Here is a 25,474-nt window from a genome sequence, read left to right on the forward strand (position 1 = left end):
CACTCTCCTCTGTAAAATAGTCCCGCAGACTGAAATCAAGCTGAAGCCCACCCAAGCCTCATCCCACCACTTCCAGCCGGGCATAGCGCAGGGCCAGTCTGCGTACCCCATCGCCAAAGGCAATGGTGGCAACCCCCTCGTCCAGGCTAACTACCAGCCCGGTGCCAAACTGGGCGTGCCTGACTTTTTGTCCGGCAGTGAGGATGGCTTGACTGGAAGCCGTGAGGGGCTTGAAGATAAAGCGCTCGAGGTCCGCAAACTCGCCGTCGGTCCTTTCGCCGGGCTCGGCGTCGAAAGCTTCCCAAACGCCTCTGGCCTGGGGGGCCAGGCCCAGCGCTTCCGACCAGCGCTCCCGCTCGGCGAGGGCGAACAGCCGCAGAACCTTGGCAGCGATCTCGTGTGGCTGCTGGGAGTTCCACCACTGGAACAGATAGCGTTCCAGGCCCAGTTTGTATGCGCCATGGGCCAGGGCCAGGGTCTGGGCAGTGGAAAGTTCCTCGGCCTTCAGAACCAGTGCTTCCCCAACCCGCTCGACCGCACCCAGGACTTGCAGGTGCTCGGCTTCTTTGAGGAAGGGCGAGAGTGGCAGGCTAGACAGGGCATACAGATAGGTGTGCTGGGAGCTTCGGGTCAGGGCCACGTAGAACAGGCGGCGTTCTTCCTCGAGGTTCTCCGAGCCGCTGTAGGGCAGGGTACCCTCGTTGCAGTCGGGGATGAAGACCAGAGGCCACTCCAGCCCCTTGGCTCGGAAGATGGTCATCAGGCTAACCCGCTCGCGGGTGTCCTGTGCGGGGTCGTCGCCCAGGTGTTCCTGAGCCAGAAGCTCGATGTGCCGGAGCAATTCGTGCGCACTGCCCTTATCTCGGGCATACTCGAGAAAAGCCCGCACGCCTTCGGTCTTGCCCGCCCCCACCTCGTAGAAGCCCGAGGAACGCAGCAGGTGGTGGCGGTAGTCCAGGCGCGAGTCCAGCGCCTCCAGCACCGCGTGGGCCGAGCCTCGTTCCACCGCTCCCCCCAGCCACTCGAACAGTTCGGCCAGCTCGCGCAGCCGCCGGGCGACCCGCTCCTCTGCGCCCGCCATCGCCGCCTCGAGCGCTTCCACCAGCGAGGCGCCCTTTTCCACCTGCCGCCAGACCGAGTCGGCCAGGGCACGGGTCAGGTAGCGTTTTGGTGTGTTGTAGATTTGTAGCCAGAGGCGCTTGTAATCCCCCCACAAAACCTCAGCACTGGCCCCCTTACCAAGGGGGCTCCGCGCAGCGGTAGGGGACTGGGCCAGCCGCAGGTAGGCCAGCAAAACTTGAATTTCTGGGCGCTGGTAGAAGGGCACACTGCCTACCACCCGGTAGGGGATCTGCCGCTCGATCAGACACTGCTCGATATAGGGGGTCTGGGCGTAGAGCCGCACCAGCACCACCATCTCGGTGGCCTTGCGGCCTTCGGCCAGCAGTCCTGCAATATCGCTGACCAGGCTCTGGGCCTGGGCAGGCATATGGGGCTCCAGGCGAATATGCACCCGGCCCCCAAAACCTTTGGTCAGGCTCAGGCGCTTGGGCTCACGGTTCTGGTTCTGCGCGATCACCCGGTCTGCTAGCGCGACCTGCGGCGCGGGACAGCGGAAGGTGTCGCGGATCAGGTATTTTTGTGCGTGGTAGCGTGGGGCAAACTCGAGGATGAAGCGCGGCGAGGCCCCACGCCATTCGTAGATGGTCTGGTCGTCGTCACCCACAGCCATATAGTTGCGGTGCGGCGCGGTGATCAAATCCAGCATCTCCGACTGGGCCAGGTTCACATCCTGAAACTCGTCCACCAGCACGGCCTGAAAGGCCTTTTGCACGGTTTGCAGAATGTCGGGATAGCGCACCAGCGCCTCCCAGCCGCTCATCAGCATGTCGTCGAAGGTAAGCAGGCCCTCCTCCTGCCGAACCTGCTCCATCAGCCTGTAAAGCTCGAGATACCACTCGAGTTCCTGGGGCGCACGGGCCTGCGAGGCCACTTTCAGGGCCTCGGGCGGCAGACCGGCCCCCTTCAGATCGGCGTACTGCAGGTTTCCTTTGCAGGCTCCCACGTAGCTCAGAAAGTCTTCGGACTCGAGGTTTTCCAGTTCGGGCGCCCAGGGCAGTTTCAAGTCCCTGGCCCGCCGCAGGGTACGCTGCAACAGGGCCTGTTCGGAGCCCTCTTCCTTGACCTCGGCCAGCTTCACAAGCCCCTCCGAAGCCGCCTTGCGCACGATGCGGTAGCCCAGCGCGTGCAGTGTGGAAACCTGCACCCCCTGGGTGTGGGGCCAGCTCGAGAGCGAGCGCTTGAGGTCGTCCACCGCCAGGCGGCTGAAGGAGGTTGCCAACACCCGGCGCGGTTCAAAAACCCTCTCGCGTACCAGGCGTTCCAAACGATGCACCAGCGCCGTAGTCTTGCCCGCTCCCGCCACCGCAAACACCAGCGCAGGCCCCTCGTTATGGGCCACAATGGCTTGTTGTTCGTCGGTCAGGCGCAAAGACACAGCCTGAACAGTCTACCCAAGAACAGGTTGTCCCCCAGGTATTCCAGCCTAGAGGGCGTTCGAGAAAGCTCCTCTCCCCTGGTGAGAGAGGCTGGTAGTTGAAAACGTATCTGCGTCAAGCAGAGGTTTTTGGGGCCGCGCCCTCAGGCAAACTGCAAGCGCCGCCCTTTGGGCCCGGGGATGGGGTCGCCAAATTCTTTGACCGTTCCAAATCCACAACTCAATCGCTTGATGGGCATTGGCAAGGGCTTGTTCTGCGGTCTGTCCATGGGCTATACAACCGGGAAGTTCTGGCACTTCGGCAATAAAAGCATCGTCTTCCTGGCTCCAATAGATGATGATTTCGTACTTGTACACTAGCTCTCACCCCCTTACTTGTAGCGCACTATCACTGGCTGCAAGTGGATGAGCTCCTCAACCCCTTGTTTGCGAAACACGTGGTGGCTGCCTTTGATGCGCTCTTCAAACCCCAGACAAAGTAGCATTTGGCGCAGATCATCAGAAGGAAATACTGGCGTCGGACGTTCCGCGCAGAATTTTCAACAACAGCTTCTCGTAGCGCCCCATCCAAGCCCGGTGTATCAAGCAAATCTATATAGCTTACCCGCCAGCGTGGCCACAAACAGCGCCCCCCGGTAGGGCAGGGGCGGCGCCTGGATGGGGCCAAGGCCCGTCGCCTCGAAGACCAGGCGGCCAGCACGGGTCTCCACCCCCAGCACCCGCCCCTCCTCGGTGCCCAGATAGAGTACGCCATGGGCAGTCGAGAGCGCGGCGGTAACCTTGCCCACCTCGAGCTCCCATACCTCATCGCCGGTTTTCTGGTCGAGGGCATACAGCTTGCCGGCCCAACTGGCGGCATAGACCTGCTGGGCGTCCAGGGCGGGTGCACCCCAGAGTTCACCCTCGAGGTCGTAGCTCCACCTCACCTCGCGGGTGAGCGGGTCGAAGGCGTGTATTTCTCCAGCCCAGGTGGGGATGAAAAGCAGACCCCCACGGGCCGGCATAGCGGTGTGGACGGCCCCCGCCTCCACCTTGTAGCGCAGGTGCCCGCTCAAGGGATCGAGGGCATAGAGCCAGCCGTTTTCACTGGCAACAAACAAGAGCCCCCGGTAGAGGGTAGGTGAGGCCGAAAGCTCGCTCCCGGCCTGGAAGCCCCAGCGCAGGGTGCCGCTGGCGTCGAGGGCGTAGAGAAAGCCGTCGCGCCCAGTCAGGTAGATGAGTTCGCCCACCAGGGGAGCGGCGGTAATCTCGGCACGGGTGGGAAAACTCAGGATGGGCCGTCCAGAGAGGGACATCCCGGTCAGGCGGCCATCCCAGGCGGCCACATAGATCCGCTCGTCGGTCACCACCGGCGGCGCCGTGACCTCGTCGCCCAGGCGCTGGCGGTAGACCGAGCCATCGGTCAGGTCGAGGCGGGCGATGCCCTGTCCAGCCCCCACCCACAGGCTACCTTCGCGGGCCACCAGCTCGCCAGGCCAGGCCACCTCGCCCGAGAGGTCGTAGGTGCCACGCAGTTCCAGTTTTTCGGGCCGGGCCGGGCCGGTGGGGTAGTGCCCACTGCGGCTGGCCCCGGCCCTGGGGGTAGCCGAAAGGCTTTCTCGGTATTTGCGCAGGGTTTCTTCCAGCACTGCCTGGGCGGTCGCGGCACTGGCGGGGCGGTCGCTGGGGGCCTTCAACAGCAGCGACTGGATCAGACTGGACACCTCGGCAGGAATGGCCGGGTTGATGCTGTGGGGCGGCTTAGGTGTCTCGTAGACGTGCTGATAGAGTACCGACTGGTCGTTTTCGCCTTCGAACAGGGGCTTGCCGCTGAAAGTGCGGTAGAGTACTGCGCCAAAGCTGTAGAGATCGGCCTGCGGGGTGAGGGGCAGACCCTTGGCCTGCTCGGGGGCCATGTACTCCGGCGTGCCCACAGTGATGCCGGTACGGGTAAAGTGGCGGCTTTCCTGCATCAGGTAGGCCAGGCCAAAGTCCATCACCTTGGGCTGACCCTCGGGCGTGACCAGGATGTTGCGAGGGGTCAGGTCGCGGTGGATCACGCCCCGGTGGTGCAGGTGTTCGAGGGCCTCGAGTACCTTCACCGAGGCCGTGAGCAGGCGCATCCCCTCCATACCATCCTCGAAGGGGCCGATACAGTCATAGCTGCCGCCATCCACCAGCTCCATCACAAAATAGGTGCGGCCCTGCTCCTCGCCCAGATCGAAGACCTGCACCACGCCGGGGTGCGAAAGTCGGGAAAGGGCCTTGACTTCCCGAAAGAAGCGGCTGCGCTCACTGGGATGAATATAGGTATGCAGAATTTTGACGGCCACCAGGCGATCCATGCGCTCGTCGGTGGCCCGCCAGACCTCGGCCATCCCTCCTTCGCCCAGGGGGGCCTCGAGCCTGTAACGCCCGGCCAGCTTCACCTTATCCATCGTACCCGTGGGCTATGCAACCAGGATGGGATAGGCTTCTTGCAGAAGTCGCCGAGAGCTGATAGCCCGTAGCGAATAACTACGCCGGGCATGGCGAATCTTATGGCGCTGGGGAAATTTCGCATGAGGTCTAATTTATCCAGAAATTTCAAGCCGGGAGTTGTTGACCAAAAAAATCTCTCCAGGTCTGCGATTCTTTAGTATCGCATATCCTGGAGTCCGTGTATCCGCACCCCAGGCAGGCTTCATTGCAGCAGGTTGCCGGGTTGGATTCGGGCACCCCTGGCCCAGTCCAGCGCCGACATTGGCTTTTTGCCCTCCGGCTGAACTTCAAGCAGGGCAAGGCACCCCTGCCCGGTGGCAACCGTCAGGCCATCCAGGATTTGCACAACAGATGAAGGCGCAGCAGGCTGGACGTTTACTGGGTTGTTGTCGCTGGGCTCCTGACCCGCCCCGCCGCCTCCTGCGGCTGGAGGCGAAGCCAGCTTCTCGACCCTGGACATTCTGATGACCTTTACCCGCTTTCCCTGGTGTTCAAACCAGCTACCCGGCCAGGGCTGGACACCTCTATGGCGGTTGTAGATTTCGCTGGCAGTACGCTCCCAGACAATCTTCCCGTCGTCCTTTTCCAGCATCGGGGCATGGGTTCCGGCGCTGGGCTGGGGGGTGAGGTTGAGGGATTCCAAATTGCCGATGGCCTCTATCAGCAGCTCAATTCCCTTGTCGCGCAAGCGGCCCGCAAGTTCCACCGCGGTCTCGTCCGGCTCGACGCTGGTGCGCCATTTAGCGACCACTGGGCCGGTATCCATCCCCAGATCGGTCTGCATGATGCAGACCGCAGTCTCGGCATCGCCGTTGATGAGCGTCCACTGCACCGGCGCGGGGCCACGGTACTTGGGCAGGTCGGAGGGGTGCAGGTTAAGGAAGCCAAACCGGGGAACTTCCAGCAAATCGGCGGGCAGGATTTTGCCATAGGCCGCCGTGACCGCCACATCCAGGTTCAGGGTTCTGCAAAGTGCCAAAAAGTCGGGGTTTTTGCGGAGTTTGGCGGGCTTCTCCACCCGCAAGCCCTGGGCCTCGGCCCACTGCGCTACCGGGCAAGGCGTGAGTTGCAAACCCCGGCCTGCTGGCTTGTCCGGCTGGGTCACGACCAGCACCACCTGGTGGTGCTGGTGCAGGGCCTGCAAAACCGGCACCGCCCAGGCCGGCGAGCCAAAGAAGGCCACCCCGCGTCGCTGATGGCTGATAGTGGATGGCTGATAGTGGATGGCTTTTATCCTTTCGATCAGTGATTCACCTTCAACCAAACTACCTTTGCTTCCCTGCCGCCTGACGCCCGACTTCCTCGCGCAGAAAAGCCCTGGCCTGGCGCTGGAAATCGGCCAGGTCTTCGCGGTGAAGGTCGAGGAATTTTTGTTTGTCGGCAAAGGACATGCGCTGGAAGAAGAGGATGCCGTCCAGGTGGTCTATCTCGTGCTGCACCACCACCGCCAGGTAGCCCTCGGCCTCGAGGGTTTTTTTCGCGCCTCCTTCATCCTGGTATTCGACCCGCACCTGCAGGTCGCGTTGCGCTCCTTCGGCATAGAGGCCCGGCAGCGAAAGGCAGCCCTCGGTGATGGACTGCTGGCCCGAGCGATGGGTGATGACCGGGTTGACCATCACATACAGTTGTTTGATGCGGGTTTTGAGGTCGGCCTCGGGGCCTTCTTCCGCTCCTTCATCATCGAGGTATTCGGCGGCCACGAAAAGCCGCTGGCCCAGGCCCACCTGGGGTGCCGCCAGACCCACCCCTCTGGCTTCGAACATGGTCTCGAGCAGGTTCTCGGCAAGCTGCGGTATGCCGCTAAAGTCCTGCACCGGCTGGGCTTTTTTCTTCAGAATGGGGTCGCCGTAGAGGCGGATGGGGAAAATCTCGGCCATTGGTGTTTATTGTCTATGGTCAATAGCCGATTGTCTATCGTCCGTTCCATTCTGGATTACTTTCCCCAGGGTGTTTACGATGATGACCCCCGCCAGGGCAATGCCCCCTCCCACCAGGGCCAGCACACCCGGCACTTCCCTCAGCCAAATATAGGCAATCAGAATGGCGAGGACGGGTGAAATGTAGAGAAAACTGGTCACTTTGGAAGCAGACGCACGGCTCAGGGCGTAGTTCCAGGTCAGGTACGAGAGGCCACCCGGCAACACCCCCAGATAGACCACGCTCCAGGTGGCCTGGGCCGAAGCGGCCTGCATCTCGGACACCAGCCCCGGCCAGAAGGCTAAGAGCGGCAGCGTCCCGGCCCAGATCGAGTAGGCCGTGAAATTGAGGGGGTTGTATTTTTTCACCAGGCTGCGCTGGAAAACAAAGTAAACCGAAGTCACGAAAGCCGAAAGCACAATTAGCAGCGCACCCGGCTCCAATTGAAAGCTGCCAGGGTGGTTGCCCACCGCTATCAGAGCCACCCCCAAGAATGCCACCGCGATGCCCAGCCAGCCCCAAGTCGAGAAGCGCTCACGAAAAAAGTACAACGACATCAGCGCCACAAACACCGGCCCCACCGCAATCAGGAGTGCGGCTGGCCCCGCTTTCACCGTGACCTGACCAAAATTGAGGGCCGTGTGATAGACGGTGATCCCCAGAAAGCCCAGCATGAAGAGGCTGGGCCAATCCCTGCGCTCCGGCAGGGGCATCCGCGTCAGCAGGGCATAGCCCACCATCACCGCCGAGGCCACCAAAAAGCGCAGCAGTGTGAGGTGGGCCGGGCTATAGTCCTGAAGCCCAGCACGAATCCCCGCAAAGGCCGAGGCCCAGGGCAGGATGGTGAGGCCAATGGCGAGGAGGACTCGAGAATCCACCGAAGGATTTTAGCCCACAGACTGGGGCCAGGGCAAAGTTGGGTGGATTGACCGGATGAGCTTCGGCTGATGGATGGGTGACGGGCAGCAAAAAAGAAGGCCAGGGCGGGATCAACCTTGTGCGAATCTCTGGTCGCTGCTCCCCTTGGGTTAAGGCGTCAATGGGATGCGGAAGCTGTAGTTCACAGTGTTTTCGCGGCGGACGCCAAGCCACAAAACCTCGAGGGTGCCGGGGAGAGTCAGCTCGAGGCGCACCGGCCCCGAGATGTTCTGCCAGAAGCGGGGCTGCGAACCCACCGCCAGGGTGAAGGCGCCTGCTGGAAGGTTGAAGACCACCTGCTTGCCGGGCACCTGGGTCTGCTCGAGGGTGCTTTCCAGTTGCAAACCGCGTTCGCCGTTACGGGTGGCCCACCAGGTTCTTCCATCAAAAACCGCGAAGCTCACCTCGGACCGGGGGGGAAGCTCGAGGCGTGTGCTAATGGGGGGGTTCACGCGGGCATAGAGGTTGTTGCCCACAAATATCCCTACCGTTCCGGAAGCCGTGCCGGAAAGCACCAGCACCGTGCGCTCGGCCCGCGCAGGGGTCAGGCGCACCTGGGGGTCAAAGGGCCGCCCGATGAACTTCTGCACCACCATAACCCGGCGGCCCTGGCGCACCAGCGCCACCCCCAGATGGGTAAAGTCGGGCTTGAGCAGGTTGGCCCGGTGTCCAGGGCTATTCATCCAGCCCGATACCGAACGCTGGGGAATTTCCACGCTGGGGAAACCCTCGAAACTGGCCAGGTTTTCGCCGGTGGTCACTTCCAGCACACCGGCTGCCCGCATCCGCTCTGCGGCCCCCAGGCCGTCGGGGTTCTGGTGGGCAAAAAAGTTGCGCCGAAACATGTCCTGCGCATGACCCAGAGCGGCGTTATAGGCCAGCGGATCCCACTGCAAGGGCCCTAAACCGCGTTCGACCCGCGCTTGATTGGTGCGCTGGAGCACCTGCAATTCTAAAGCAGTCTGGGCCGTGGCCCCACCCCAAACCAAGGCAAACACCAGTAGCCACGCCTTCATCCCTTGGCATGATAGAGCCCAGGCGCAGGAGGAACGTTTGTTTTCTCTGAGAGGAGGCTCGGTGGACTCAGGGCCAGGGTGCGTGACCCCTTAAGCCCTGGATTGCCATGCTGGGACTTCTCGAGCGTTTCTTTCCCAGTGCCACTCGCCCTCGCCGACTTTGAGAATTTGCATTCAAACCGCATCTGGCGTGTCCTCGGGCAGCTTGGCAATCTCTTCCAGTGCTCGGTCTTTCTAGCAAACCTCGAGTAAAGATGAGCCGATTCTGCTCGAGTCTTCACAATCCCAACCAAGCCTGTAATGATCGCCCAGGCCGCACCAAATCCCCTCGCTCAGACTGCCCGCTTTTTTGAGCACCAGGCTCGAGTCCAACGGAAAATCCCACGCTTTACGGCAGTCTCAACATTCAGGCCAGCCGCAGTCCAGTCACCCAACACGAACCCGCCACTCAGCAGACTACCCGTCCGGCTGGTCAGGGGCACCGTCAAAATGTCCCGAGACGAATGCGCGGCTTGGAACACCACAGCGGGCGGACTTTAGAACTCGAGCGGTCGGTGAATGGATAGCGCACCAGAACACCATCACCTTTGGAGTAACTCGGCATACACGTTGTCCTGGGAATGGTCCCAAGTCTTCTCCAGAGAAGTCTTGCTGACCCTGAGCCAGAACGGTTGCCCTGTAACGTCGGTCAATGCCGTCACCAGTACCTTGGTGCCCTCCGGAAGCTCGAGGGCCTCGTCGGGTTCAATCTTCCCTTTTCGTACCAGGGCCCAAACTGTGGTCGGCATACTCGGGCATGGCCTCGAGGTCTACTGGGCCAGCCGACCCAGCAACATCGCGTAACCCTGCTTGCCCTTCTCGAAGCTCGAGAGCCGGAAGAACTCGTTGGGCGAGTGGATTAGCTCGTCTTCCAGACCAAAACCAAAGCTCACCGGGTCGTGGCCCAGCAGTTGCTTAAGGGTTGCGAGGATGGGCACTGAGCCCCCGAACATAACCTCGACCGGAGGAACCCCGTAGAGCTCGGCCAGCACTTCCCTAGCGGCCACACAGCCCGGATGGTCGGCGCTCATGCGGAAGGCAAAAGCACCTGCTTCTTTGGTGCGCACTTGCAGGCGCACGCCCCTGGGCAGGTGCTGCTCGAGGTGGGCCCTCACCAGCGCCACCATCTTCTCGGGGTTCTGGTGGGGCACCAGACGGCAGGTAATCTTGGCGTGGGCGGTGGAGGGGATCACGGTCATGCCGCCGGGGCCGGTATAGCCACCCCACATCCCGTTGATCTCGAGGGTGGGCCTGCCGGTAGTGCGCTCCCAGTGGGCGTAGCCCGCCTCACCATAGAACTCTTGCAGGCCCAATTTCTTCAACTCCGCTGCCTCGTCCCAGGGGATTTGCCTGTACCATTCGCGAAGAGTCGGGCTCAGAGGCTCCACCTCGTCGTAGAAGCCCTTCACCGCCACACTGCCGTCTGGGTTGTGCAACGAGGCCACCAGCTCGGCCATGGCGTGCAGGGGGTTCTGAAGCCCACCGCCCCAGGTGCCAGAGTGCAGGTCGTGGCTGGGGCCTACGAGGTCGAACTCCAGAGCGCAAATCCCTCGCACGCCCAACCCCAACAGCGGGGTGGTCTCGGAAAGCTGGCCGCTGTCGCCGTTGATGATCAGGTCGCAGCGGAGGCGCTCCTGGTTTTGCTGGATGAAGGCCGGCAGGCTGGGGCTGCTGATCTCCTCTTCCCCTTCGATGAGGGCCTTAAGGTTGAGGTTGAGGCTGTTGCTGGCAATCAGCGCCTCGGCGGCCAGCAGAAAAGCCATCACCTGACCCTTCATGTCCGATGCGCCCCGCGCCACCACGCGCCCATCTACGAGGGTAGGTTCGAAGGGAGGGGAGTTCCAGCGCTCGGGGTTGTCGGCAGGCTGTACATCGTAGTGGCCATAGAAAAGTACCGTGGGCCGGGCTGGGTAGGGGCAGTGTTCGGCGTAGACCACCGGATGCCCTGCCGTGGACAAAACCCCGCTCTGCCAGAACCCGGCCTGTTGGAACCGCGCTGCCAACCACTGCGCGGCCCGCTGTACATCTTCGCTGCGGGCAGGCTGGGCCGAGATGCTGGGGATGGCGAGGAAATCGCGGAACTGCGCCAGGTGGGCGGACTGGTGTTGCTCGAGGTAGGTTTTCCAGCTCATAGCATAGCGATTCTACCGCCCAAAGCGGTAAGGGCTATGCGATCAGCCTACATAAGCCCTTTCATCGGCGGGCCCTGCGTAGCCACACACCCCCATGCGCGGTGAGTTCACCACCGGCATCAGCATGGAGTCGTCGCCTCCGTGTTGTGTTTTGACATGCTGCTGGGCATGTCGGTCACAGAAGAAGAGACTGTCCATCTCATAGGCGCACACGGGGTCTATCTGGGTGGCCGGTTGGTCACAAGCATTGCACTGCCACTCCGGCAACTCGTTGCGGGCCAGCAGGCGCAAATCTTTGTCCAGGCGGCCTTCGCGCTGGCCCAACACCTTCAGCCGCAGCATGGTGGTAGAGCCGTAGTCGTATTCGTGGGTGAAGCTCGAGCCCACCGCCACCACCCCACCCAGCTTAGACCGCATGGATTTGGAGTCGTAATCACCCCAGGAGGGGTCAATGTAGGCCTCGTACCGTGCACCCTCAATTTCAAACAGACTCAACTGGCCGCAGTACTCGAGCCAGATATCCCGCAAGAACTTATCCAGAGCCCGCAATGAGGCAGTCGCCTTGACCTCTACATCCAACCAGAAGGGCGAGGGCTGGTAGCCATCCTCCACCCGAATATGCAGCAACCGCACCGGTTTTCCACTGGTTCTGGCGGGATGTGCTTCCGCGCACTTGAGCAGATGCCTGGTCATGCTGGCCCTGGTACCCCGGTAGCCACACAGCTTGCAAACGGCATAGGAGAGCCTGGCTCTTGCTATTCCTGAGTATACCGCCCCACCCGGAGCCAGGCTCTACTCGTTGGTACGGGCCATCACTTCTTCCAGCGAGGTCAGGCCCACAAAGGCCTTCTGGATGCCGTCCTCGCGCAGGGTTTTCATGCCGCCCTTCCGGGCAATATCCTTGATCTGGGTGGCCGACTGCCCCTCCACGATGGCCCGGCGGATTTCGTCGTCCAGCACCATCAGCTCATGGATGGCAGCGCGTCCCTTATAGCCCGAGCCGTTGCACTTGTCGCAGCCGGTGCCCTTATACAGACTCTTGCCGCGCACGTCTTCCTTGGACATATCCAGGCGGCGCAGTACGCTGGGGTCGGCCTCGACCTGAATCTTGCAGTGCTCACAAATTTTGCGCACCAGGCGCTGGGCCAGCACCCCTACCAGCGCGGCAGAGATGTTGAAAAGCTCGACCCCCATCTCGTCCAGACGGGTCACCGCCCCTGCAGCATCGTTGGTGTGCAGCGTAGCAATCACCAGGTGGCCAGTAAGGGCGGCCTCGGTGGCAATTTTGGCCGTCTCGGAGTCGCGGATCTCACCCACCATGATGATGTCTGGATCCTGCCGCAGAAAGCTTCGCAGGGCTTTTGCAAAGGTCAGGCCCGCCACCGGGTTCACCTGGGTCTGGTTGATGCCAGGAATCTCGTATTCCACTGGGTCTTCCACGGTGGTGGTGTTTTTGTCGGGGGTGGCAATGCGCTTCAAAATCGAGAAGGTGGTGAAGGACTTACCTGAGCCAGTGGGGCCGGTAATCAGAAAGATGCCGTAGGGCTTGGCAATCACATCCTCGAAGCGTTGAAAAATGTCCTGAGCAAAGCCCAGCTGCTCGATTTCGGGGATGTCGGCCGCCCTGCGTAGCAAGCGCATCACGATCTTCTCACCATAGACGGTGGGCAGCGAGGAAAGGCGCAAGTCGAGGTCAATCGAGCGGTCGCGGTAGCGCACCCGTCCGTCCTGGGGCAAGCGACGCTCGGCAATATCGAGGTTGGACATGATCTTCACACGGGAGGCTACCGCTGGGCCAGCCCCTTTGGGCAGGCGCATATACTCACGCAGGTTGCCGTCCACCCGAATGCGCACCAGGATGTCGGACTGGCGCGGTTCGATGTGGATGTCCGAGGCTTCCTGCAAGTAGGCTTCGCGGATGATGCTGTTGACCAGCTTGACCACCGCGTTGTCGTCGAGGGCGCTGGTGTCAGCCGCTTCTTCTTCCTTCCTCTTCCCCTCGAATTCGCGGGCCAGTTCCTCCACCCCCGTCGAGCCGCCATAGAAACGCTCGATCAGTTTGGAGATGGAAGCCTCCGCCGAGACCGCTGGCATCACGTCGCGCTTGGTGATCATGCGCAGGTCGTCTATGGCCAGGATGTTGCGGGGGTCTTTCATCAAGACCACCAGGGTGTTGCCCTCCATATGGTGTGGGAAGATGGTGTAGCGCCGCACGGTTGATTCGGGCACCATGGTCAGCACCGAGGGGTCGGGGGGGGAGTCGGTGGGGTCAATGTAGTGGTAGCCAAGCTGGGTGGCCAGACTTTTGGCCAGCATCTCGGGCTTGATCTTGCCCGACTGCACCAGGGTGTCTTCCAGGCGGCCCCCACCCTGCCGCTGCTTGGAGAGGGCTTCTTCCACATCCTGGGCGTTGACGTACCCCAATTCTACCAGCACCTCGCCCAGCGGGCGGGTTTTGCCCATTCGGCGCTGTACCGAAAGGGCATCTTGCAGCGCGGCGCGGTTGAGCTTGCCTTCTTGTACCAGGGCCTCACCCAGGCGGCTCTTTTCGGGATAGGCCTTGCCAAACAGGGTCTCCCAAATTTTGGGCAGGGTCAGGATAAACCTGGTTGGGCGCTCGACCAGTTGGGCTACCGCGTGGCGGTGGCGGGGGTCGGCCAGTACGATCAGGATCTGCTGACCGTCCTGGCGGATGGGTACTGCCTGATAACGCAGGGCATCGGGGCGCAACAAAAGGGCTGTTACCTCGTTTTGCAGCTCGAGGTTTCCCAGCTCAATTTTGAACTCCAGCCCAGCCTGATCGGCCAGCACCTGAAAAAGCTTTTCTTCTTGCAAGCCATACTTGCCCGTCAGTAGGCGGCCCAGCAACTCGCCGGTCTTCTCCTGTTCGACCAGGGCCGCCTCGAGGTCATCGCGGCTCAACCACCCTTTGTTCACCAGGATTTCGCCCAGTTGCATCTCGCCGGGCGAGGAGGCAGAGGGCGGCGGGGGTACGGCCAGGCCCAGTTCGGGGTAGTGCAGGGCCAGCGCGTAGCGAAACGAAGACTGGGTGGTCAGGTAAGGCTCGATGATCTGGTTGGTGAGATCCTCGAGCTCCTCCAGCACCAGGTTGTCCAGCGGGTTCAAGAGGGCCACCCGCAGGGTGCCGCCTTCCACGCTGAAAGGAATGGCCCCCAGATCCCTGGCCCGCTCGGCAGGAATCAGCGATTTGGCTTCGGGTGCAATCTCCAGACCCACCAGTTCCACCAGCGGAACCCCGAAGGTCTCCTCGATGGCCTGGGCAATGCGCCGTTCGGATAGTAGCCCCAGTTCGACGATGATGTCGGAGAGGTTGCCCCCCACCTCGCGGTGCTGCTCCAGCGCGCGCTGGAGTTCCTCATCCCCCAATAAACCCATATCCAACAGGGCTGCGCCCAATCGTTTATCCCCAATGGTCAAGACGTTCGCCATTCGACCCGTCCTCCTACGTGAAGCGGATGATGCCAGGTATTGCTTGGGTGTGACCGCAGGTGATGCAGATCATGGCTTCGCTTCCTTCCATGCGGCAGCAGGTGATGCAGATCATGGCTTCGCTTCCTCCTGGCCTTTGCTTATTGTGGGCTCTTGGCGGTACTCTTGTGGGTCAAATTCCTCACTGGCTCCTGCCGTCAGTCCAAAGGTGGGGTTCCGTAACACCCAGCGCTCGAGTTTTCGCACCAGCCGGGTATATCCCATTTCCTTCTTAGAAAGAGGAGGAACCAGCACCGTATAGGCCCCAATCAGGTTGCCTCCCAGCACATCGGTAAAGAGCTGATCCCCCACCACCGCCACTTCGCGGGGGGTCAGGGCCAGTCGCCGCAGGGCTTTACGAAAACCAAACCAGGGCTTGCCCGCCGGGCCAAAACCAGGAATCTCCAGCTTCTCACGCCAGTAGTGCACCCGGCGACGGCTGCCGTTGGAAACCAATATGACCTGAACACCCGCCTCTTTCAAGGCCTGGAGCCACTCCAACAGCCCTTCAGGGGCCTCGCCCAGGGTTCTGTAGGGCACCAGGGTGTTGTCCAGATCCAACAAAACCGCCTTCAATCCCCGCTCCCGAAGCCACTGCGACGTGATCGCAGTTACCGATTTGAGTCTGGCCCTGGGCTTGAGCACCCCAATAGTGTAACGATAACTTGTGTAAGACTACAGGTCATTTGCTCAACCGTCAGCTAAGTGTTTCCAAATGTATGTTTATCACAGTGCCAGGCTGGGCGCTCTGCCCAGGGCTCCGGTGATTCCTGCGTCCTGATGTTTTGTCCCCAACTCAAACCAATCCCCGCTGTCTTATGTCCTGCCGGGCAGCATAATTAGCCCCCACATGCGTCCGGTCTGACCCTGATCGCGCCGGTGGGAGAAGAACACCGGATCGCTATAGGTACAGCGTCCCAGTGCCCAGTAGTGCTCGAGGGCAATTCCGGCCCGGAGAGCCTGTGTACGAATGGTCTGCTCCAGATCCAGCAGGTACTTGCCAGGATAAGCCGCGTCGGGGTGGTAAAAAGGCAGCCCAGCCCGCTCAAACTGCTCTACCACTTCCGCCCCAACCTGAAAATGAGGGCCGCTGATGCCGGGGCCAACCACAACCCGCACCTCTTCAAGTCGGCTGCCAAAATCAGAACTCATCAATTCCAGCGCTCTGGGCAAAATGCCCGAAACCACCCCGCGCCAGCCTGCGTGCAAAGCCCCCACCACACCCTTTGCCGGGTCGTGCAGCAGAATAGGATAACAATCGGCCACACTGACCCGGAGCAACAACCCCTGTGTGGCCGAAAGCAGACCATCCCCCTGCCACTCCCCTGCCCTCTCCACCAGGTGTATGGTACTGCCATGCACTTGACTTAACCCGGCCTGGGGCGGGTGGTTAAATCGGGCCAGTACCCGCCGACGATTCTCGAGCACATTCTCACGGCTGTCGGTGGTGGACAGCCCCAGGTTCAGGCTGTCGTAGGGAGCATGCGAGATACCGCCCTGGCGGGTGGTAAAGCCGTGAGGAACCGACAGTAGCGGGCTGGTCAACACACTCTCGTTATACCAGAACCCCTCTACCGCCATGGGCTGCATCCAGCCTAATTGCCAGAACTATCAAGAAAATCCTGCGATTAATTGTCTCTACGCGAGGGTCTCTGATCGGGACGGACTAAGTATGCAGGCCAGGGGCATAGTTGCGAGCCAGGTCTCAGGACAGCCGATTTCACAAGCCATCCATCAACCAGCGCCTACAATAACGGAGTGGATTTTTTCCCTTTGCCTTTGCTGGCGGTTTTGGCGTTTGTGCTCGGAAGCCTGATCGGCTCGTTTTTGAACGTGGTGATTTATCGGCTTCCCGCCGGGGTTTCGATTGTCTGGCCCCGCTCAAGCTGCCCCCAGTGCGGACATGTCCTCTCACCCCCAGAGCTTATTCCCATCCTTTCCTGGCTGGTACAGGGCGGCAGGTGCCGCCAGTGCAAGGCCCCTATCTCGGCTCGCTATCCGGCAGTGGAAGCCCTGACGGCGGTTTTGTTCACCCTGGCCGCCCTCTTGCGCCCGGTGTTTCCCGACCTGATCTTCATCTGGGCTTTTATAGCGCTCTTGATTGCACTCTCCTTCATTGACATTGACACCAAAACCCTGCCCAACTCCCTCAACTTCGCCGGGATTTTCCTGGGCCTGATGGGGGCGGGCCTGCTGGGCTTTCCACTGGCCTTTCCACCGGCCGTGGATGCAGGGTTGATGGGAGCGGGGCTGGTGGCGATGTTTGCTGGCTTTGGCGGCCTGCTTTACAACCGCTTCCGGGATGGCCCCCGCGAAGGCCCCTTCGGACTGCACCTGGTACATCTGGCCGCAATGGTGGGGGCCTGGGGTGGGATGTTTGGCACCGTGGGGGGGGTCTGGCTGGGTTCGCTGGGGCTGTTGGTTGGGGCCCTGGTGGCCTCACTCAACCTCCGCACGGGCAAGGTTTTCACGCTGCACGACGGTCTGACCCTGGGGCTCGCGGCCCTGGCCCCGTTGCTGGCCTGGCTGCTGGGCCTCTATCCCCTCGAGAGCCTGCGCGGGATGCTGGTGAGTGCGGGGGGCATCGCACTGGCCGGAATGCTCTACTGGTGGATGCGCAACCCCTCCGACAAGGTCGAGCCCGAAACCCAGGAAGAAACCTCGGGTGGCTACGTGACCGTGATGGGCTATGGCGACGTGGTGCTGGCGGGCTTTCTGGGGGTCTGGCTGGGTTTTGCCAACCTGCTGGTAGCGGTTTTTGTGGCGGTCTTTGCCGGTGCGATCCTTGGCCTGGTCATGCGCCGCTTGGGCGGCGACAACCAGATTCCATTTGGGCCGTATCTGGCCATTGGCGGGCTGATTGCTTTCTTCTATGGCAGTGCAATTGTGCAGTGGTATCTGAGCTATATCGGAGTCTCGTAGGGCATTGGCAACCGGTCAGCAATCCGCTGCCCGGCTATACCTAAGTCAACGGTGCCACCAGCGGCCAGTAAGCACCAGAACGCCGCGCAGGGTCATCACACCGACCATGGCCAGCAGGGCGTAGAGCTCCTGGGGTTGGTCTCGCAAGGCGTATATGAGATATAGAGCAGCAACAATCGCCGCGAAGGGGATCGAGCCGATGCCTTGAAAGCGGTCTTTCTTAAAAACCAGAAAATAAACCCCAAGCGCCAGACCAAAGGGGATTAAACCCCAGAGGCTCTCCACCGGAAAAGCCCAAAAGGCGAAACCCCCCGCTGCCCCAAGGCCGCCACCCCCACGAAAGCGAAACCAGATCGGCCAGATATGGCCTACCACCACCGCCAGCGCGCACAAAGGCAAAACCCAGAAGCTGGCAGAAAACCCTGCCAGCCAGGCGGCCAGCATCCCTTTGCCCACCTCGAGCAGCGCCACCCCCAGCCCCCAACCCACGCCCATTTGACGAAAAGTCCCGGAAGCACCGGCCAGGTCGCGCTGGCGGATGTCCCATCCCCGCAGACGCCCGGCCAGTATAGGAAAATTGATCGAGCCGACCAGGTAAGCCGCGACTACCAGCAGAATGTCCATAAACCCCGTTCTGACTACACTCTAGCAAGCCTGTAGCCCACACGCAAATGGAGGGGTATAAACTGGGAGACGGTAGGGGTTTGCAAAACCCTGACAATAGGGCCTGACAGTGTCTACGGAGGACGAGATGAAGCAGTGGATTGCCGGAATGTTTGTGTTGGTGGCTGGTCTGGGGCTAGCCCAACAGCGGGCTGAAGAAGTCATCAAGACGCAGTGCGACAGGGCCGAGGTCGTTGCAGAGCTCTGGCACGGCTTTACTGGAGGGGCGCCCAAAGAAGCCCTGGACAATCTTGCAGTTGAGTTTAACCGCACCCAGGGAGGCCGGGTCTGTGTTCGCCCGGTTGGTCAGGGCAACTACCGCGACCTATCCACTAAAATTCGAGCTTCATTTGCTTCGGGTCAAATTCCGGCCATGGCACAGGCTTTTGCAAACAACATGGCCATGTACCTCGAGAGCGATGCTCTGTTGACCATGCCTGCCCTGGGGGTCGAACTTAAGGGGATCAACCCGCTCTTTCTCAACGACGTCCGGCTTAATGGCCAGATTTACGGCGTACCCTTCAACAAGAGCATCCAGATTCTCTACGTCAACCGCGACCTCCTCAGGAAGCACAACGCTCAAATTCCTACCACCGTCACCGGGTTTGTCGAGACCTCGAGGCGGCTCTCTACCGCCGAAGGACATCCTGTCTACTGGTTCGTGCCCGATACCTCGACCTTCTCTTACTGGTTCTTCACCCTGGGCGGAAGCTACCTGAACAACAACCGGCTAGTGCTTAATTCGCCCAAAGCGGTAGAGACCCTCGAGTTCCTGGTACGGGGCGTACGCGAAGGATGGGCCAGGGCCATCACCAACGGCTTCATAAACCAGAACTTCGGCTCGGGGGTTTTTGGTTTCTCCACCGACACCTCGGCAGGCTTTAGCTTCTACGCCAGAGCAGCCCGGTTTGATTTAGGAACTGCTACGCTGCCTGGACGCACCAACAACCAGCCCGGCTTTGGGCTGGTGCAGGGCACCAATCTGGTGGTGTTCAAGGGCGCCGACGAAAGGCAAAGAAGGGTAGCCGCCGACTTCTTGCGCTTTGTCATCACCCCCAGGGTTCAGGCCGTGTTTGGGGTGGCCGCCAACTATGTGCCGGTCAATCAGGGCTCGGCGGTAGACCCGGTGGTGACCCGCTTTGTGAAGGAAAATCCTGCGTTTGGCGTCGCCATTACCCAGGCCCGCTTTGCCCGCTTCGAGCCAGCCCTTTCGCAGTGGGAGCAGATCCGCTTCGATATTCTAGGACAGGCCATCCGAGAAGCCGTGTTGGGTCAGGCCACCCCCAGAGCCGCGCTGGACAAAGCCCAGAAAGCCGCAGAGGACTTACTGGCAGGCCGCACCCGATAGCAACAGCAGGACATCCTTCTCCGTCCGAAAAGCTACGGGCGGAGTATTCTTGTGGAGGGCGTCTCGGCAGGGTGGCGTTATAGTGTCCAGTGGAACGCGGATGCAGTCCAGCGTTTAGCCCAAATAGGAGGAAGATATGAAAATAGGCATCAACGGTTTTGGGCGTATTGGTCGCCAGGTGCTTCGGATTCTGCACGAACGCGGTCTCGAGGTCGTGGGCATCAACGACCTTTCGGACAACTCGATTCTGGCCCACCTGTTCAAATACGACTCCAATTACGGAACTTTCCCAGGAAGCGTCAGCTACGACGAAAAAAGCATTACCGTAAGTGGTAGGGCCATCCGGGTCTACGAGGAAAAAGACCCGGCTGCCCTGCCTTGGGGCGAGATCGGGGCGGATATCGTGATCGAGTCCACTGGGCGCTTCACCAAGCTCGAGGCCGCCGAGGCTCACCTCAAGGCCGGGGCCAAAAAGGTCATCATCAGCGCTCCAGGCAAAGGCGAGATGCTCACGGTGGTGTTGGGCGTAAACGAAGGCATGTACGACCCCGCCAGACACCACGTGATCTCCAACGCAAGCTGCACCACCAACGGTCTGGCCCCGGTAGCCAAGGTGCTCAACGATAGTTTCGGAATTGACAAGGGCATCCTGACCACCGTCCACGCTTACACCGCCTCGCAAAGCCTGGTGGATGCTGTGAAAGACGACCCCCGCGATGCCCGCGCGGCAGCCCTCAATATTGTGCCCAGCGAGACCGGCGCGGCTAAAGCGGTGGGTCTGGTAATTCCTGAACTGAAGGGCAGGTTTGGGGGTATGGCCTTCCGGGTACCCACCAGCACTGTCTCGGTGGTGGATTTTACGGCTGTACTGAACAAGGAAGCCAGCAAAGAGCAGATCAACGCCGCCATGAAAGTGGCAGCCGAAGGCCCCATGAAGGGCATTCTGGCCTACACCGAAGAGCCGCTGGTCTCCAGCGACCTTAAAGGCGACCCGCACTCTTCGATCTTTAGTGCCCTCGAGACCCTGACCATCGGCAATATGGTCAAGGTGGTGGCCTGGTACGACAACGAGTGGGGCTATAGCTGCCGCGTGGCCGACCTGGCAGAGTTCATCGGCAGGAAGCTATGATCTATTCCCTCTCCCCTTGCGGGAGAGGGCTAGGGTGAGGGGTCGGAAGCGTTAGTTTTCGCAAATGCGCTTTAGTCCCATCTTTATTCGCTGTGCTAATGCTCTCACCCCTGCCCTTCTTGCTTAGCTGGAAAAGGGGTTCGGGTTAGTGGGGTGATTATGCGAACGCTCAAAGACTTCAACGCCGCCGGGAAACGCGTACTGGTACGGGTGGATTTCAACGTCCCCATCAAGGAGGGCAGGGTCAGAGACGAGACCAGGGTCAAGGCGGCCATTCCGACGCTGAAGCATCTATTGGAGCAGGGTGCGACGCTGGTTTTGTTCTCCCATCTGGGGCGGCCCAGGGGTGGTTACGAGCGCGATAGCAGCCTCGAGCCTGTGGCTCCGATTCTGGAGAAGCACCTGGGCAAGCCTGTCGCCTTTATCGGGGGTTCGGCGGAGCTGACCCCGGCCAGTGATGCTACGCTGCAGAAGGTAAAAGCGGCATCTGCGGGCTCGGTGATTCTGCTGGACAACGTGCGCTTTGAAGCGGGCGAGGAAAAGAACGACGACACGCTCTCGCAGCAGTTCGCCCGGCTGGGCGAGGCCTTTGTACTGGATGCTTTCGGGTCGGCACACCGGGCGCACGCTTCGGTGACGGGGGTAACCAGGTATCGGCCCAGCTATGCAGGCTTCTTGATGGAAAAGGAAGTCAGCAGCATCGGCAAGGTTTTGCATCAGCCCGAGAAGCCCTACTGGGTGGTGCTGGGCGGGGCCAAGGTTTCGGACAAGATTGGGGTGATCGAGAACCTGCTGCCCAGGGTCACGGGCATGGTAATTGGCGGTGCGATGGCCTTTACCTTCATCAAGGCCCAGGGCGGCAGGGTAGGCAGGAGTCTGGTCGAGGATGACAAGCTGGATCTGGCCCGTGACCTGCTGCAAAAAGCCGCCGATCTGGGGGTGAGGCTTCTACTGCCGACCGATGTTTTGGCCGCGCAAAAAATTGAGGCTGGAACGCCGTCCCGCATCATGCCTGCGAACGCAATTGAGGCCGAGTGGATGGGTCTGGATATCGGGCCAGACAGCGCCAGGGCTTTTGCCGATGCCTTGCAAGGGGCCAAAACCGTGCTGTGGAACGGCCCTATGGGGGTTTTTGAGGTGGACGACTTTGCCAGGGGGACCCTGGCGGTGGGTGAGGCCATTGCCAGGCTCCAGGGGGCCTTCACGGTGATTGGCGGCGGAGACTCAGTGGCGGCGGCCAACAAGCTGGGCCTGGCCGACGAGTTTAGCCATGTTTCTACGGGAGGTGGAGCCAGCCTCGAGCTCTTAGAGCTGGGCAGCCTGCCGGGCATCGAAGCCCTAAGCTAGAGGTATGCAGGTACGCATCCAGCCTGAGCGGCCCGACAGCGAGGTCGCCCGCCAACTGATCGCAGAACTCGACGCGGTACTAAACCTCCATTATCCGCCCGAGAGCCGCCACGGCTACAGTGTGGAAAAACTAATTCAGCAAGGGGTTGCCTTCTTTGTGGCTTACCTCGACAAGCTTCCTACGGGCTGTGGTGGGGTGCAAGTTTTCGGTGCTGAGTATGCCCTAGTTGAAGCGCATGTACGTGCGAACTCCGTTTCGCGGGCGGGGGTTGGGAAAGCGGCTGCTGGTTCACCTTTCAGAGTACGCCGCCGAACAGGGCATCCGGCTGCTCCGGCTCGAGACCGGGGTGGCCCAGACCGAGGCCATCGGTTTGTACGAGCGCGAAGGCTTCCAGCGCATCCCGCCCTTCGGCCCCTACTCCGAAGACCCCCTCAGCATCTGCATGGAAAAGCAGCTTGCCTAGAGCGGCTCCCACGAATCCCCATCCCGTTGTCCAGGGTATTCAAGGAGGCAGCCTGGAACCGCGCGAACCTGCTTATCTGCTGCCCACCCAGCGAGGCTTCGAAGGAACGTTTTATCCCCTGAGTTCCTGGTAGATCCGGATCGCTACCCCCGAGGGATCAAGTACCGTGAACTCGCGAGTACCCCAGGGCTTGTCCTCGAGTTTTCCGTTTGGATGCACGATACCGGCAGCCTCGCAGCCGACATACCACAAATCGGCCTCGTCTACTTGCAGCCGGAAAGCATAGTTCTGGCCGATCTGTGAACTGGGTTCGTGGTAAAAATGCAACCGCAGCCCATCCCGGCTCAGTCCGCCGTACTCCACCGGGTTTTCCCCGTCGCTAAAAGGTTCTCCGAAGCCCAGGTAAGCCTGATAGAAACGCAACGACTCTGCTACATCGCGACTGGGCACCACCGGAATAATCGCAGACACCATCACCTTCATTATCCACCTCAAAAAGGAGGCGACCTCAACGATCGCCCTTACCTGGTAAAGCGCCGGTCGTGAAAACTCAAGCGTAAGCCCTCTGCAGCTTGGCCAGCTCGAGCTTCTTCATCTGGAGGATAGCCTGCATAACCCTGGCCACCCGCCCCTGGTCGGGGTCTTGCATCATCCCATCCAGCGCCCTGGGAACGATCTGCCAGCTCAGGCCATACCGGTCTTTCAACCAGCCGCACTGCTCAGCCTCGGGTACGGCAGAAAGCCTGGTCCAGTAATGGTCAATCTCCTCCTGCGAGTCGCAGTAGACCATGAACGAGATCGCCTCGTTGAAGGCAAACTCGTGTTTATAGCCGCTGTCCATCGCCGCAAACCACTGGCCCCCCAGCATAAACTCGCTGTACATCACGGTTCCCTCTTTATCGAACTCCATGCCTGCTGGGTAGCGATGGATACTGCCGGCCCCGGAGTGCTCGAACACGCTGGCATAGAAGGCCCCGGCTTCCTCGGCCTTGCCGCATACCTCACCCACAAACAGCAACGCAGGGGTGATGAAAGGGCGCTTATCGCCCGAGTCAGAAAGCATGAGCTGCCAGGAAACGCCATACCTGTCCTGCAGCCAGCCGTAAAGAGGGGCATGGGGGTACTGCTGCAGTGCCATCAGAACCTTGCCGCCCGGCAGCAGCTTCTCCCACAAGGCCTCGAGCGAAGACGAGGCGTCGTATCGGGCATCTCCTCGCGGTAACTTCAACCTGCCGCTCGCGCCTTCGGCCTCGAGGTCTTCCTTGGAACGACCTTTGGAAGGATCAAAGTTGAGGATAAACGAGGTTGAGGGGTTGAACTTGAACAAAGGCCCTGCGCTGAGGGCCATGAAGGGCTGACCTGCCAGCTGGAAAGAGATCAGTTCGCTGTCTCCCGAAGGCGTATCTCGCAAGATGACAGACTGGGTGATTTTGGAGTCGGGGAAAGCAGCGCAATAAAAATCTGCGGCTTCCCTGGCTTCTTTATCGAACCACAAGTGCGGAATAATTTTGCTCATCGCTATCTCTCCTATACCGACACCTTCAAAAGAATGGGTGGTGGCGCCTTTATGAAGAGTGCTTCTCCATACCACTACGCAGCCAGTCGAACTGAAATTCGCTTGACCCCTGGCGTGGACTGCACCTCGGTCAGGAGGGACTGCAGTGCTTCAAAGTTGTGACGTTCTACTACCAGCACCGCCTCGGAAGCCCCCAGCAAGGCATCGGCTTTAACCACCCCTGGCAGACGGCTCAGCGCATGCACGATGCGTTTGGGTTGGGTACATGAAACGAAGACATAAGCAGATACCAGGCGGATATTTTCCACAACAGAAACCTGGGCTTGCTGGGCGAGTTGCATTATGCGGGCCTCCTGTACAACTTTTGGAATAGTGGGGCCAATTCCCACGGTTTCCGCGATCAAACGTTGCTGCCTATCCCTGGCCTCTACTTCCCAAAATAGCGTTGAGAACATAATTGCCTCCAACCCTCACTATGCGGTTCCACCTCAAGGTTAACGTCAGGGCCTAACTGGCAATGGGAAGGGTTTTGGCTTCGGTTTGGGCATCGGCTCCCACCAGGCGGTTCCACAACCTGGTCAGGCGGGCTTCAGGGTAGTAGGTGGTGCGGTACTGGATGGTGGCCTCGAGCCAGGCTCTGGCGAGGGGCTGGGCCATCGGGCGAAGCAGGGGGATTTTCCCACGCAGTTCGTTTTCCAGGGCCCAGAGACCAATCTGGCCTTTGCGGTTGTCAAGCTCGATGAGGGTGTTCAGCACTTCACTCGGGTGTACGGTTCCGCGTCCAATGGTTTTCCAAACATTTTCGTTGTTGTTCATGTGCTTGCCTCCCATTATGATAATAGCATAATCTATCTGCATAACGCAATACCTATTGCGGGACATTACGTCTTGACCGTAGAATGTTTTTATGCTACCGTCAGAACCATGACATTAGCCGAACGTCTCCGCGAACTGCGCAGCCAACAAAGCTGGCGCCTGAAGGATCTGGCCGACAAGAGCGGGCTTTCCGTGCCCTACCTGTCCGACCTCGAGCGAGGCCGCACCAATCCCTCCCTCGACACCCTGCAAACCCTGGCCGGCTCCTACAACGTCTCGGTCAACGATTTGCTGGCCCCCGTGGACTTCTACGGCCAGCGCACCGAGGCCTCGCTGCCCCGGGGACTGGCCGAGCTAATCGCCGACCCTATCCTGGGCGCTGAAATCACGCCCGAATGGCAGCAAACTCTGGCCCGCATCGAGCTTCGCGGCAGACGCCCCGAATCCAAGCGCGACTGGTACGAAATCTTCCTGCACCTCAAGCGGGTGTTGGAAGGCTAGCCGAAAGCTGAAAACCGAAAGCCGATAGCAAAAAACGCGCTGTCGGCTTTTTTGTGGAACGGTCTTCGGGCGAGTTTACCTGGGATGCCATGGCCCAGGTAAGCAACTGGCCAGCGCTGGGCACTCAGGGCCAAACCCCCATAAGATGATGGCTATGGACAAGCCCGTTCGCTCTTCCGAATCCGGTTTTTTTGTGGCGGGGTACGAAATACGCACCAGCAATGCTGCTGAAATCAATCCCCAGACTGCCAGAATTCCGGCCTTGTGGGAAAAGATGGAACGGGGGGAATTGGAGGCTTT

Annotated in this window: 24 protein-coding genes; 6 read left to right on the top strand and 18 right to left on the bottom strand. The window is 60.5% G+C overall.

The annotated features are described in order from the left end of the window. Positions 1-58 precede the first annotated feature (58 nt). The 13 genes from Q0288_RS14250 to pgeF form a co-directional block, all read right to left on the bottom strand. On the bottom strand, positions 59-2,497 hold the full coding sequence (locus Q0288_RS14250) for an ATP-dependent helicase (protein ID WP_299431693.1): 2,439 nt from the start codon (positions 2,495-2,497) through the stop codon (positions 59-61). 48 nt (positions 2,498-2,545) lie between these two features. Continuing rightward, positions 2,546-2,854 carry a type II toxin-antitoxin system HicB family antitoxin gene (locus Q0288_RS18090; protein WP_366914775.1) on the bottom strand — a complete coding sequence of 103 codons (309 nt, stop codon included), beginning with the start codon at positions 2,852-2,854 and terminating at the stop codon, positions 2,546-2,548. Positions 2,855-3,078: 224 nt separating this feature from the next. After that, positions 3,079-4,914 carry a serine/threonine-protein kinase gene (locus tag Q0288_RS14255; RefSeq protein WP_299431696.1) on the bottom strand — a complete coding sequence of 612 codons (1,836 nt, stop codon included), beginning with the start codon at positions 4,912-4,914 and terminating at the stop codon, positions 3,079-3,081. Positions 4,915-5,159: 245 nt separating this feature from the next. Continuing rightward, positions 5,160-6,182, bottom strand: coding sequence for a methionyl-tRNA formyltransferase (gene fmt, locus Q0288_RS14260; protein ID WP_299431758.1), 1,023 nt, complete (start codon positions 6,180-6,182; stop codon positions 5,160-5,162). A 40-nt stretch (positions 6,183-6,222) separates the two neighbouring features. Continuing rightward, on the bottom strand, positions 6,223-6,834 hold the full coding sequence (gene def, locus Q0288_RS14265) for a peptide deformylase (RefSeq protein ID WP_299431699.1): 612 nt from the start codon (positions 6,832-6,834) through the stop codon (positions 6,223-6,225). A gap of 6 nt (positions 6,835-6,840) precedes the next feature. Beyond that, positions 6,841-7,752: a DMT family transporter gene (locus Q0288_RS14270; protein ID WP_299431702.1), complete on the bottom strand. Its 912-nt coding sequence runs from the start codon at positions 7,750-7,752 to the stop codon at positions 6,841-6,843. Between the two features lie 150 nt (positions 7,753-7,902). Then, complete coding sequence (locus Q0288_RS14275) at positions 7,903-8,808, bottom strand: CAP domain-containing protein (RefSeq protein ID WP_299431705.1); 906 nt, start codon at positions 8,806-8,808, stop codon at positions 7,903-7,905. Between the two features lie 581 nt (positions 8,809-9,389). Then, on the bottom strand, positions 9,390-9,596 hold the full coding sequence (locus Q0288_RS14280; RefSeq protein WP_299431707.1) for a hypothetical protein: 207 nt from the start codon (positions 9,594-9,596) through the stop codon (positions 9,390-9,392). Positions 9,597-9,617: 21 nt separating this feature from the next. Further along, positions 9,618-10,979: a dipeptidase gene (locus Q0288_RS14285; protein WP_299431710.1), complete on the bottom strand. Its 1,362-nt coding sequence runs from the start codon at positions 10,977-10,979 to the stop codon at positions 9,618-9,620. 42 nt (positions 10,980-11,021) lie between these two features. Next, the gene (locus tag Q0288_RS14290) at positions 11,022-11,672 is read right to left on the bottom strand and encodes a hypothetical protein (protein ID WP_299431713.1); all 651 of its coding nucleotides are present in this window, start codon (positions 11,670-11,672) and stop codon (positions 11,022-11,024) included. Positions 11,673-11,771: 99 nt separating this feature from the next. Continuing rightward, positions 11,772-14,429, bottom strand: a complete 2,658-nt coding sequence (locus Q0288_RS14295; RefSeq protein ID WP_299431716.1) for an ATPase, T2SS/T4P/T4SS family — start codon at positions 14,427-14,429, stop codon at positions 11,772-11,774. Positions 14,430-14,540: 111 nt separating this feature from the next. Beyond that, entirely contained in the window at positions 14,541-15,113 is a 573-nt protein-coding gene (locus Q0288_RS14300; RefSeq protein ID WP_299431719.1) for a YqeG family HAD IIIA-type phosphatase, read from the bottom strand. A 171-nt stretch (positions 15,114-15,284) separates the two neighbouring features. Then, entirely contained in the window at positions 15,285-16,058 is a 774-nt protein-coding gene (pgeF, locus tag Q0288_RS14305) for a peptidoglycan editing factor PgeF (protein ID WP_299431721.1), read from the bottom strand. A gap of 168 nt (positions 16,059-16,226) precedes the next feature. On the opposite strand from pgeF, the gene Q0288_RS14310 reads away from it, so the two are divergent. Continuing rightward, positions 16,227-17,390 (top strand): A24 family peptidase, encoded by a 1,164-nt coding sequence (locus Q0288_RS14310; RefSeq protein ID WP_299431724.1) that lies wholly within the window; start codon positions 16,227-16,229, stop codon positions 17,388-17,390. 45 nt (positions 17,391-17,435) lie between these two features. On the opposite strand, the gene Q0288_RS14315 is transcribed toward Q0288_RS14310, so the two are convergent. Continuing rightward, complete coding sequence (locus Q0288_RS14315; protein ID WP_299431727.1) at positions 17,436-18,014, bottom strand: glycerol-3-phosphate acyltransferase; 579 nt, start codon at positions 18,012-18,014, stop codon at positions 17,436-17,438. Positions 18,015-18,141: 127 nt separating this feature from the next. On the opposite strand from Q0288_RS14315, the gene Q0288_RS14320 reads away from it, so the two are divergent. From Q0288_RS14320 to Q0288_RS14335, 4 genes are all read left to right on the top strand, one after another. Further along, entirely contained in the window at positions 18,142-19,401 is a 1,260-nt protein-coding gene (locus Q0288_RS14320; protein ID WP_299431730.1) for an ABC transporter substrate-binding protein, read from the top strand. A gap of 136 nt (positions 19,402-19,537) precedes the next feature. Next, positions 19,538-20,530, top strand: coding sequence for a type I glyceraldehyde-3-phosphate dehydrogenase (gene gap, locus Q0288_RS14325; protein WP_299431733.1), 993 nt, complete (start codon positions 19,538-19,540; stop codon positions 20,528-20,530). Positions 20,531-20,689: 159 nt separating this feature from the next. Then, the gene (locus Q0288_RS14330; protein WP_299431736.1) at positions 20,690-21,877 is read left to right on the top strand and encodes a phosphoglycerate kinase; all 1,188 of its coding nucleotides are present in this window, start codon (positions 20,690-20,692) and stop codon (positions 21,875-21,877) included. 236 nt (positions 21,878-22,113) lie between these two features. Then, on the top strand, positions 22,114-22,341 hold the full coding sequence (locus tag Q0288_RS14335) for a GNAT family N-acetyltransferase (RefSeq protein ID WP_299431739.1): 228 nt from the start codon (positions 22,114-22,116) through the stop codon (positions 22,339-22,341). A 111-nt stretch (positions 22,342-22,452) separates the two neighbouring features. On the opposite strand, the gene Q0288_RS14340 is transcribed toward Q0288_RS14335, so the two are convergent. The 4 genes from Q0288_RS14340 to Q0288_RS14355 form a co-directional block, all read right to left on the bottom strand. Then, positions 22,453-22,824: a VOC family protein gene (locus Q0288_RS14340; RefSeq protein WP_299431742.1), complete on the bottom strand. Its 372-nt coding sequence runs from the start codon at positions 22,822-22,824 to the stop codon at positions 22,453-22,455. 67 nt (positions 22,825-22,891) lie between these two features. Next, positions 22,892-23,857, bottom strand: a complete 966-nt coding sequence (locus tag Q0288_RS14345) for a VOC family protein (RefSeq protein ID WP_299431745.1) — start codon at positions 23,855-23,857, stop codon at positions 22,892-22,894. 74 nt (positions 23,858-23,931) lie between these two features. Next, on the bottom strand, positions 23,932-24,312 hold the full coding sequence (locus tag Q0288_RS14350; RefSeq protein WP_299431748.1) for an Lrp/AsnC ligand binding domain-containing protein: 381 nt from the start codon (positions 24,310-24,312) through the stop codon (positions 23,932-23,934). Positions 24,313-24,364: 52 nt separating this feature from the next. Next, complete coding sequence (locus Q0288_RS14355; RefSeq protein ID WP_299431751.1) at positions 24,365-24,673, bottom strand: hypothetical protein; 309 nt, start codon at positions 24,671-24,673, stop codon at positions 24,365-24,367. A 108-nt stretch (positions 24,674-24,781) separates the two neighbouring features. Between Q0288_RS14355 and Q0288_RS14360 the strand changes: the two genes are divergently transcribed. Then, the gene (locus Q0288_RS14360) at positions 24,782-25,174 is read left to right on the top strand and encodes a helix-turn-helix domain-containing protein (RefSeq protein WP_299431754.1); all 393 of its coding nucleotides are present in this window, start codon (positions 24,782-24,784) and stop codon (positions 25,172-25,174) included. The last annotated feature ends 300 nt before the right edge of the window (positions 25,175-25,474 follow it).

It is taken from the genome of uncultured Meiothermus sp., assembly GCF_937863175.1.
Lineage (GTDB): Bacteria > Deinococcota > Deinococci > Deinococcales > Thermaceae > Meiothermus.

Bases quoted from the DNA above. Each gene is read 5' to 3' on its own strand.
- Q0288_RS14255 (WP_299431696.1), bottom strand. From the start codon at position 4,914: ATGGATAAGGTGAAGCTGGCCGGGCGTTACAGGCTCGAGGCCCCCCTG.
- def (WP_299431699.1), bottom strand. From the start codon at position 6,834: ATGGCCGAGATTTTCCCCATCCGCCTCTACGGCGACCCCATTCTGAAG.
- Q0288_RS14275 (WP_299431705.1), bottom strand. From the start codon at position 8,808: ATGAAGGCGTGGCTACTGGTGTTTGCCTTGGTTTGGGGTGGGGCCACG.
- Q0288_RS14280 (WP_299431707.1), bottom strand. From the start codon at position 9,596: ATGCCGACCACAGTTTGGGCCCTGGTACGAAAAGGGAAGATTGAACCC.
- Q0288_RS14285 (WP_299431710.1), bottom strand. From the start codon at position 10,979: ATGAGCTGGAAAACCTACCTCGAGCAACACCAGTCCGCCCACCTGGCG.
- Q0288_RS14290 (WP_299431713.1), bottom strand. From the start codon at position 11,672: ATGACCAGGCATCTGCTCAAGTGCGCGGAAGCACATCCCGCCAGAACC.
- Q0288_RS14295 (WP_299431716.1), bottom strand. From the start codon at position 14,429: ATGGCGAACGTCTTGACCATTGGGGATAAACGATTGGGCGCAGCCCTG.
- pgeF (WP_299431721.1), bottom strand. From the start codon at position 16,058: ATGCAGCCCATGGCGGTAGAGGGGTTCTGGTATAACGAGAGTGTGTTG.
- Q0288_RS14315 (WP_299431727.1), bottom strand. From the start codon at position 18,014: ATGGACATTCTGCTGGTAGTCGCGGCTTACCTGGTCGGCTCGATCAAT.
- Q0288_RS14320 (WP_299431730.1), top strand. From the start codon at position 18,142: ATGAAGCAGTGGATTGCCGGAATGTTTGTGTTGGTGGCTGGTCTGGGG.
- gap (WP_299431733.1), top strand. From the start codon at position 19,538: ATGAAAATAGGCATCAACGGTTTTGGGCGTATTGGTCGCCAGGTGCTT.
- Q0288_RS14330 (WP_299431736.1), top strand. From the start codon at position 20,690: ATGCGAACGCTCAAAGACTTCAACGCCGCCGGGAAACGCGTACTGGTA.
- Q0288_RS14335 (WP_299431739.1), top strand. From the start codon at position 22,114: ATGTACGTGCGAACTCCGTTTCGCGGGCGGGGGTTGGGAAAGCGGCTG.
- Q0288_RS14340 (WP_299431742.1), bottom strand. From the start codon at position 22,824: ATGAAGGTGATGGTGTCTGCGATTATTCCGGTGGTGCCCAGTCGCGAT.
- Q0288_RS14345 (WP_299431745.1), bottom strand. From the start codon at position 23,857: ATGAGCAAAATTATTCCGCACTTGTGGTTCGATAAAGAAGCCAGGGAA.
- Q0288_RS14350 (WP_299431748.1), bottom strand. From the start codon at position 24,312: ATGTTCTCAACGCTATTTTGGGAAGTAGAGGCCAGGGATAGGCAGCAA.
- Q0288_RS14355 (WP_299431751.1), bottom strand. From the start codon at position 24,673: ATGAACAACAACGAAAATGTTTGGAAAACCATTGGACGCGGAACCGTA.
- Q0288_RS14360 (WP_299431754.1), top strand. From the start codon at position 24,782: ATGACATTAGCCGAACGTCTCCGCGAACTGCGCAGCCAACAAAGCTGG.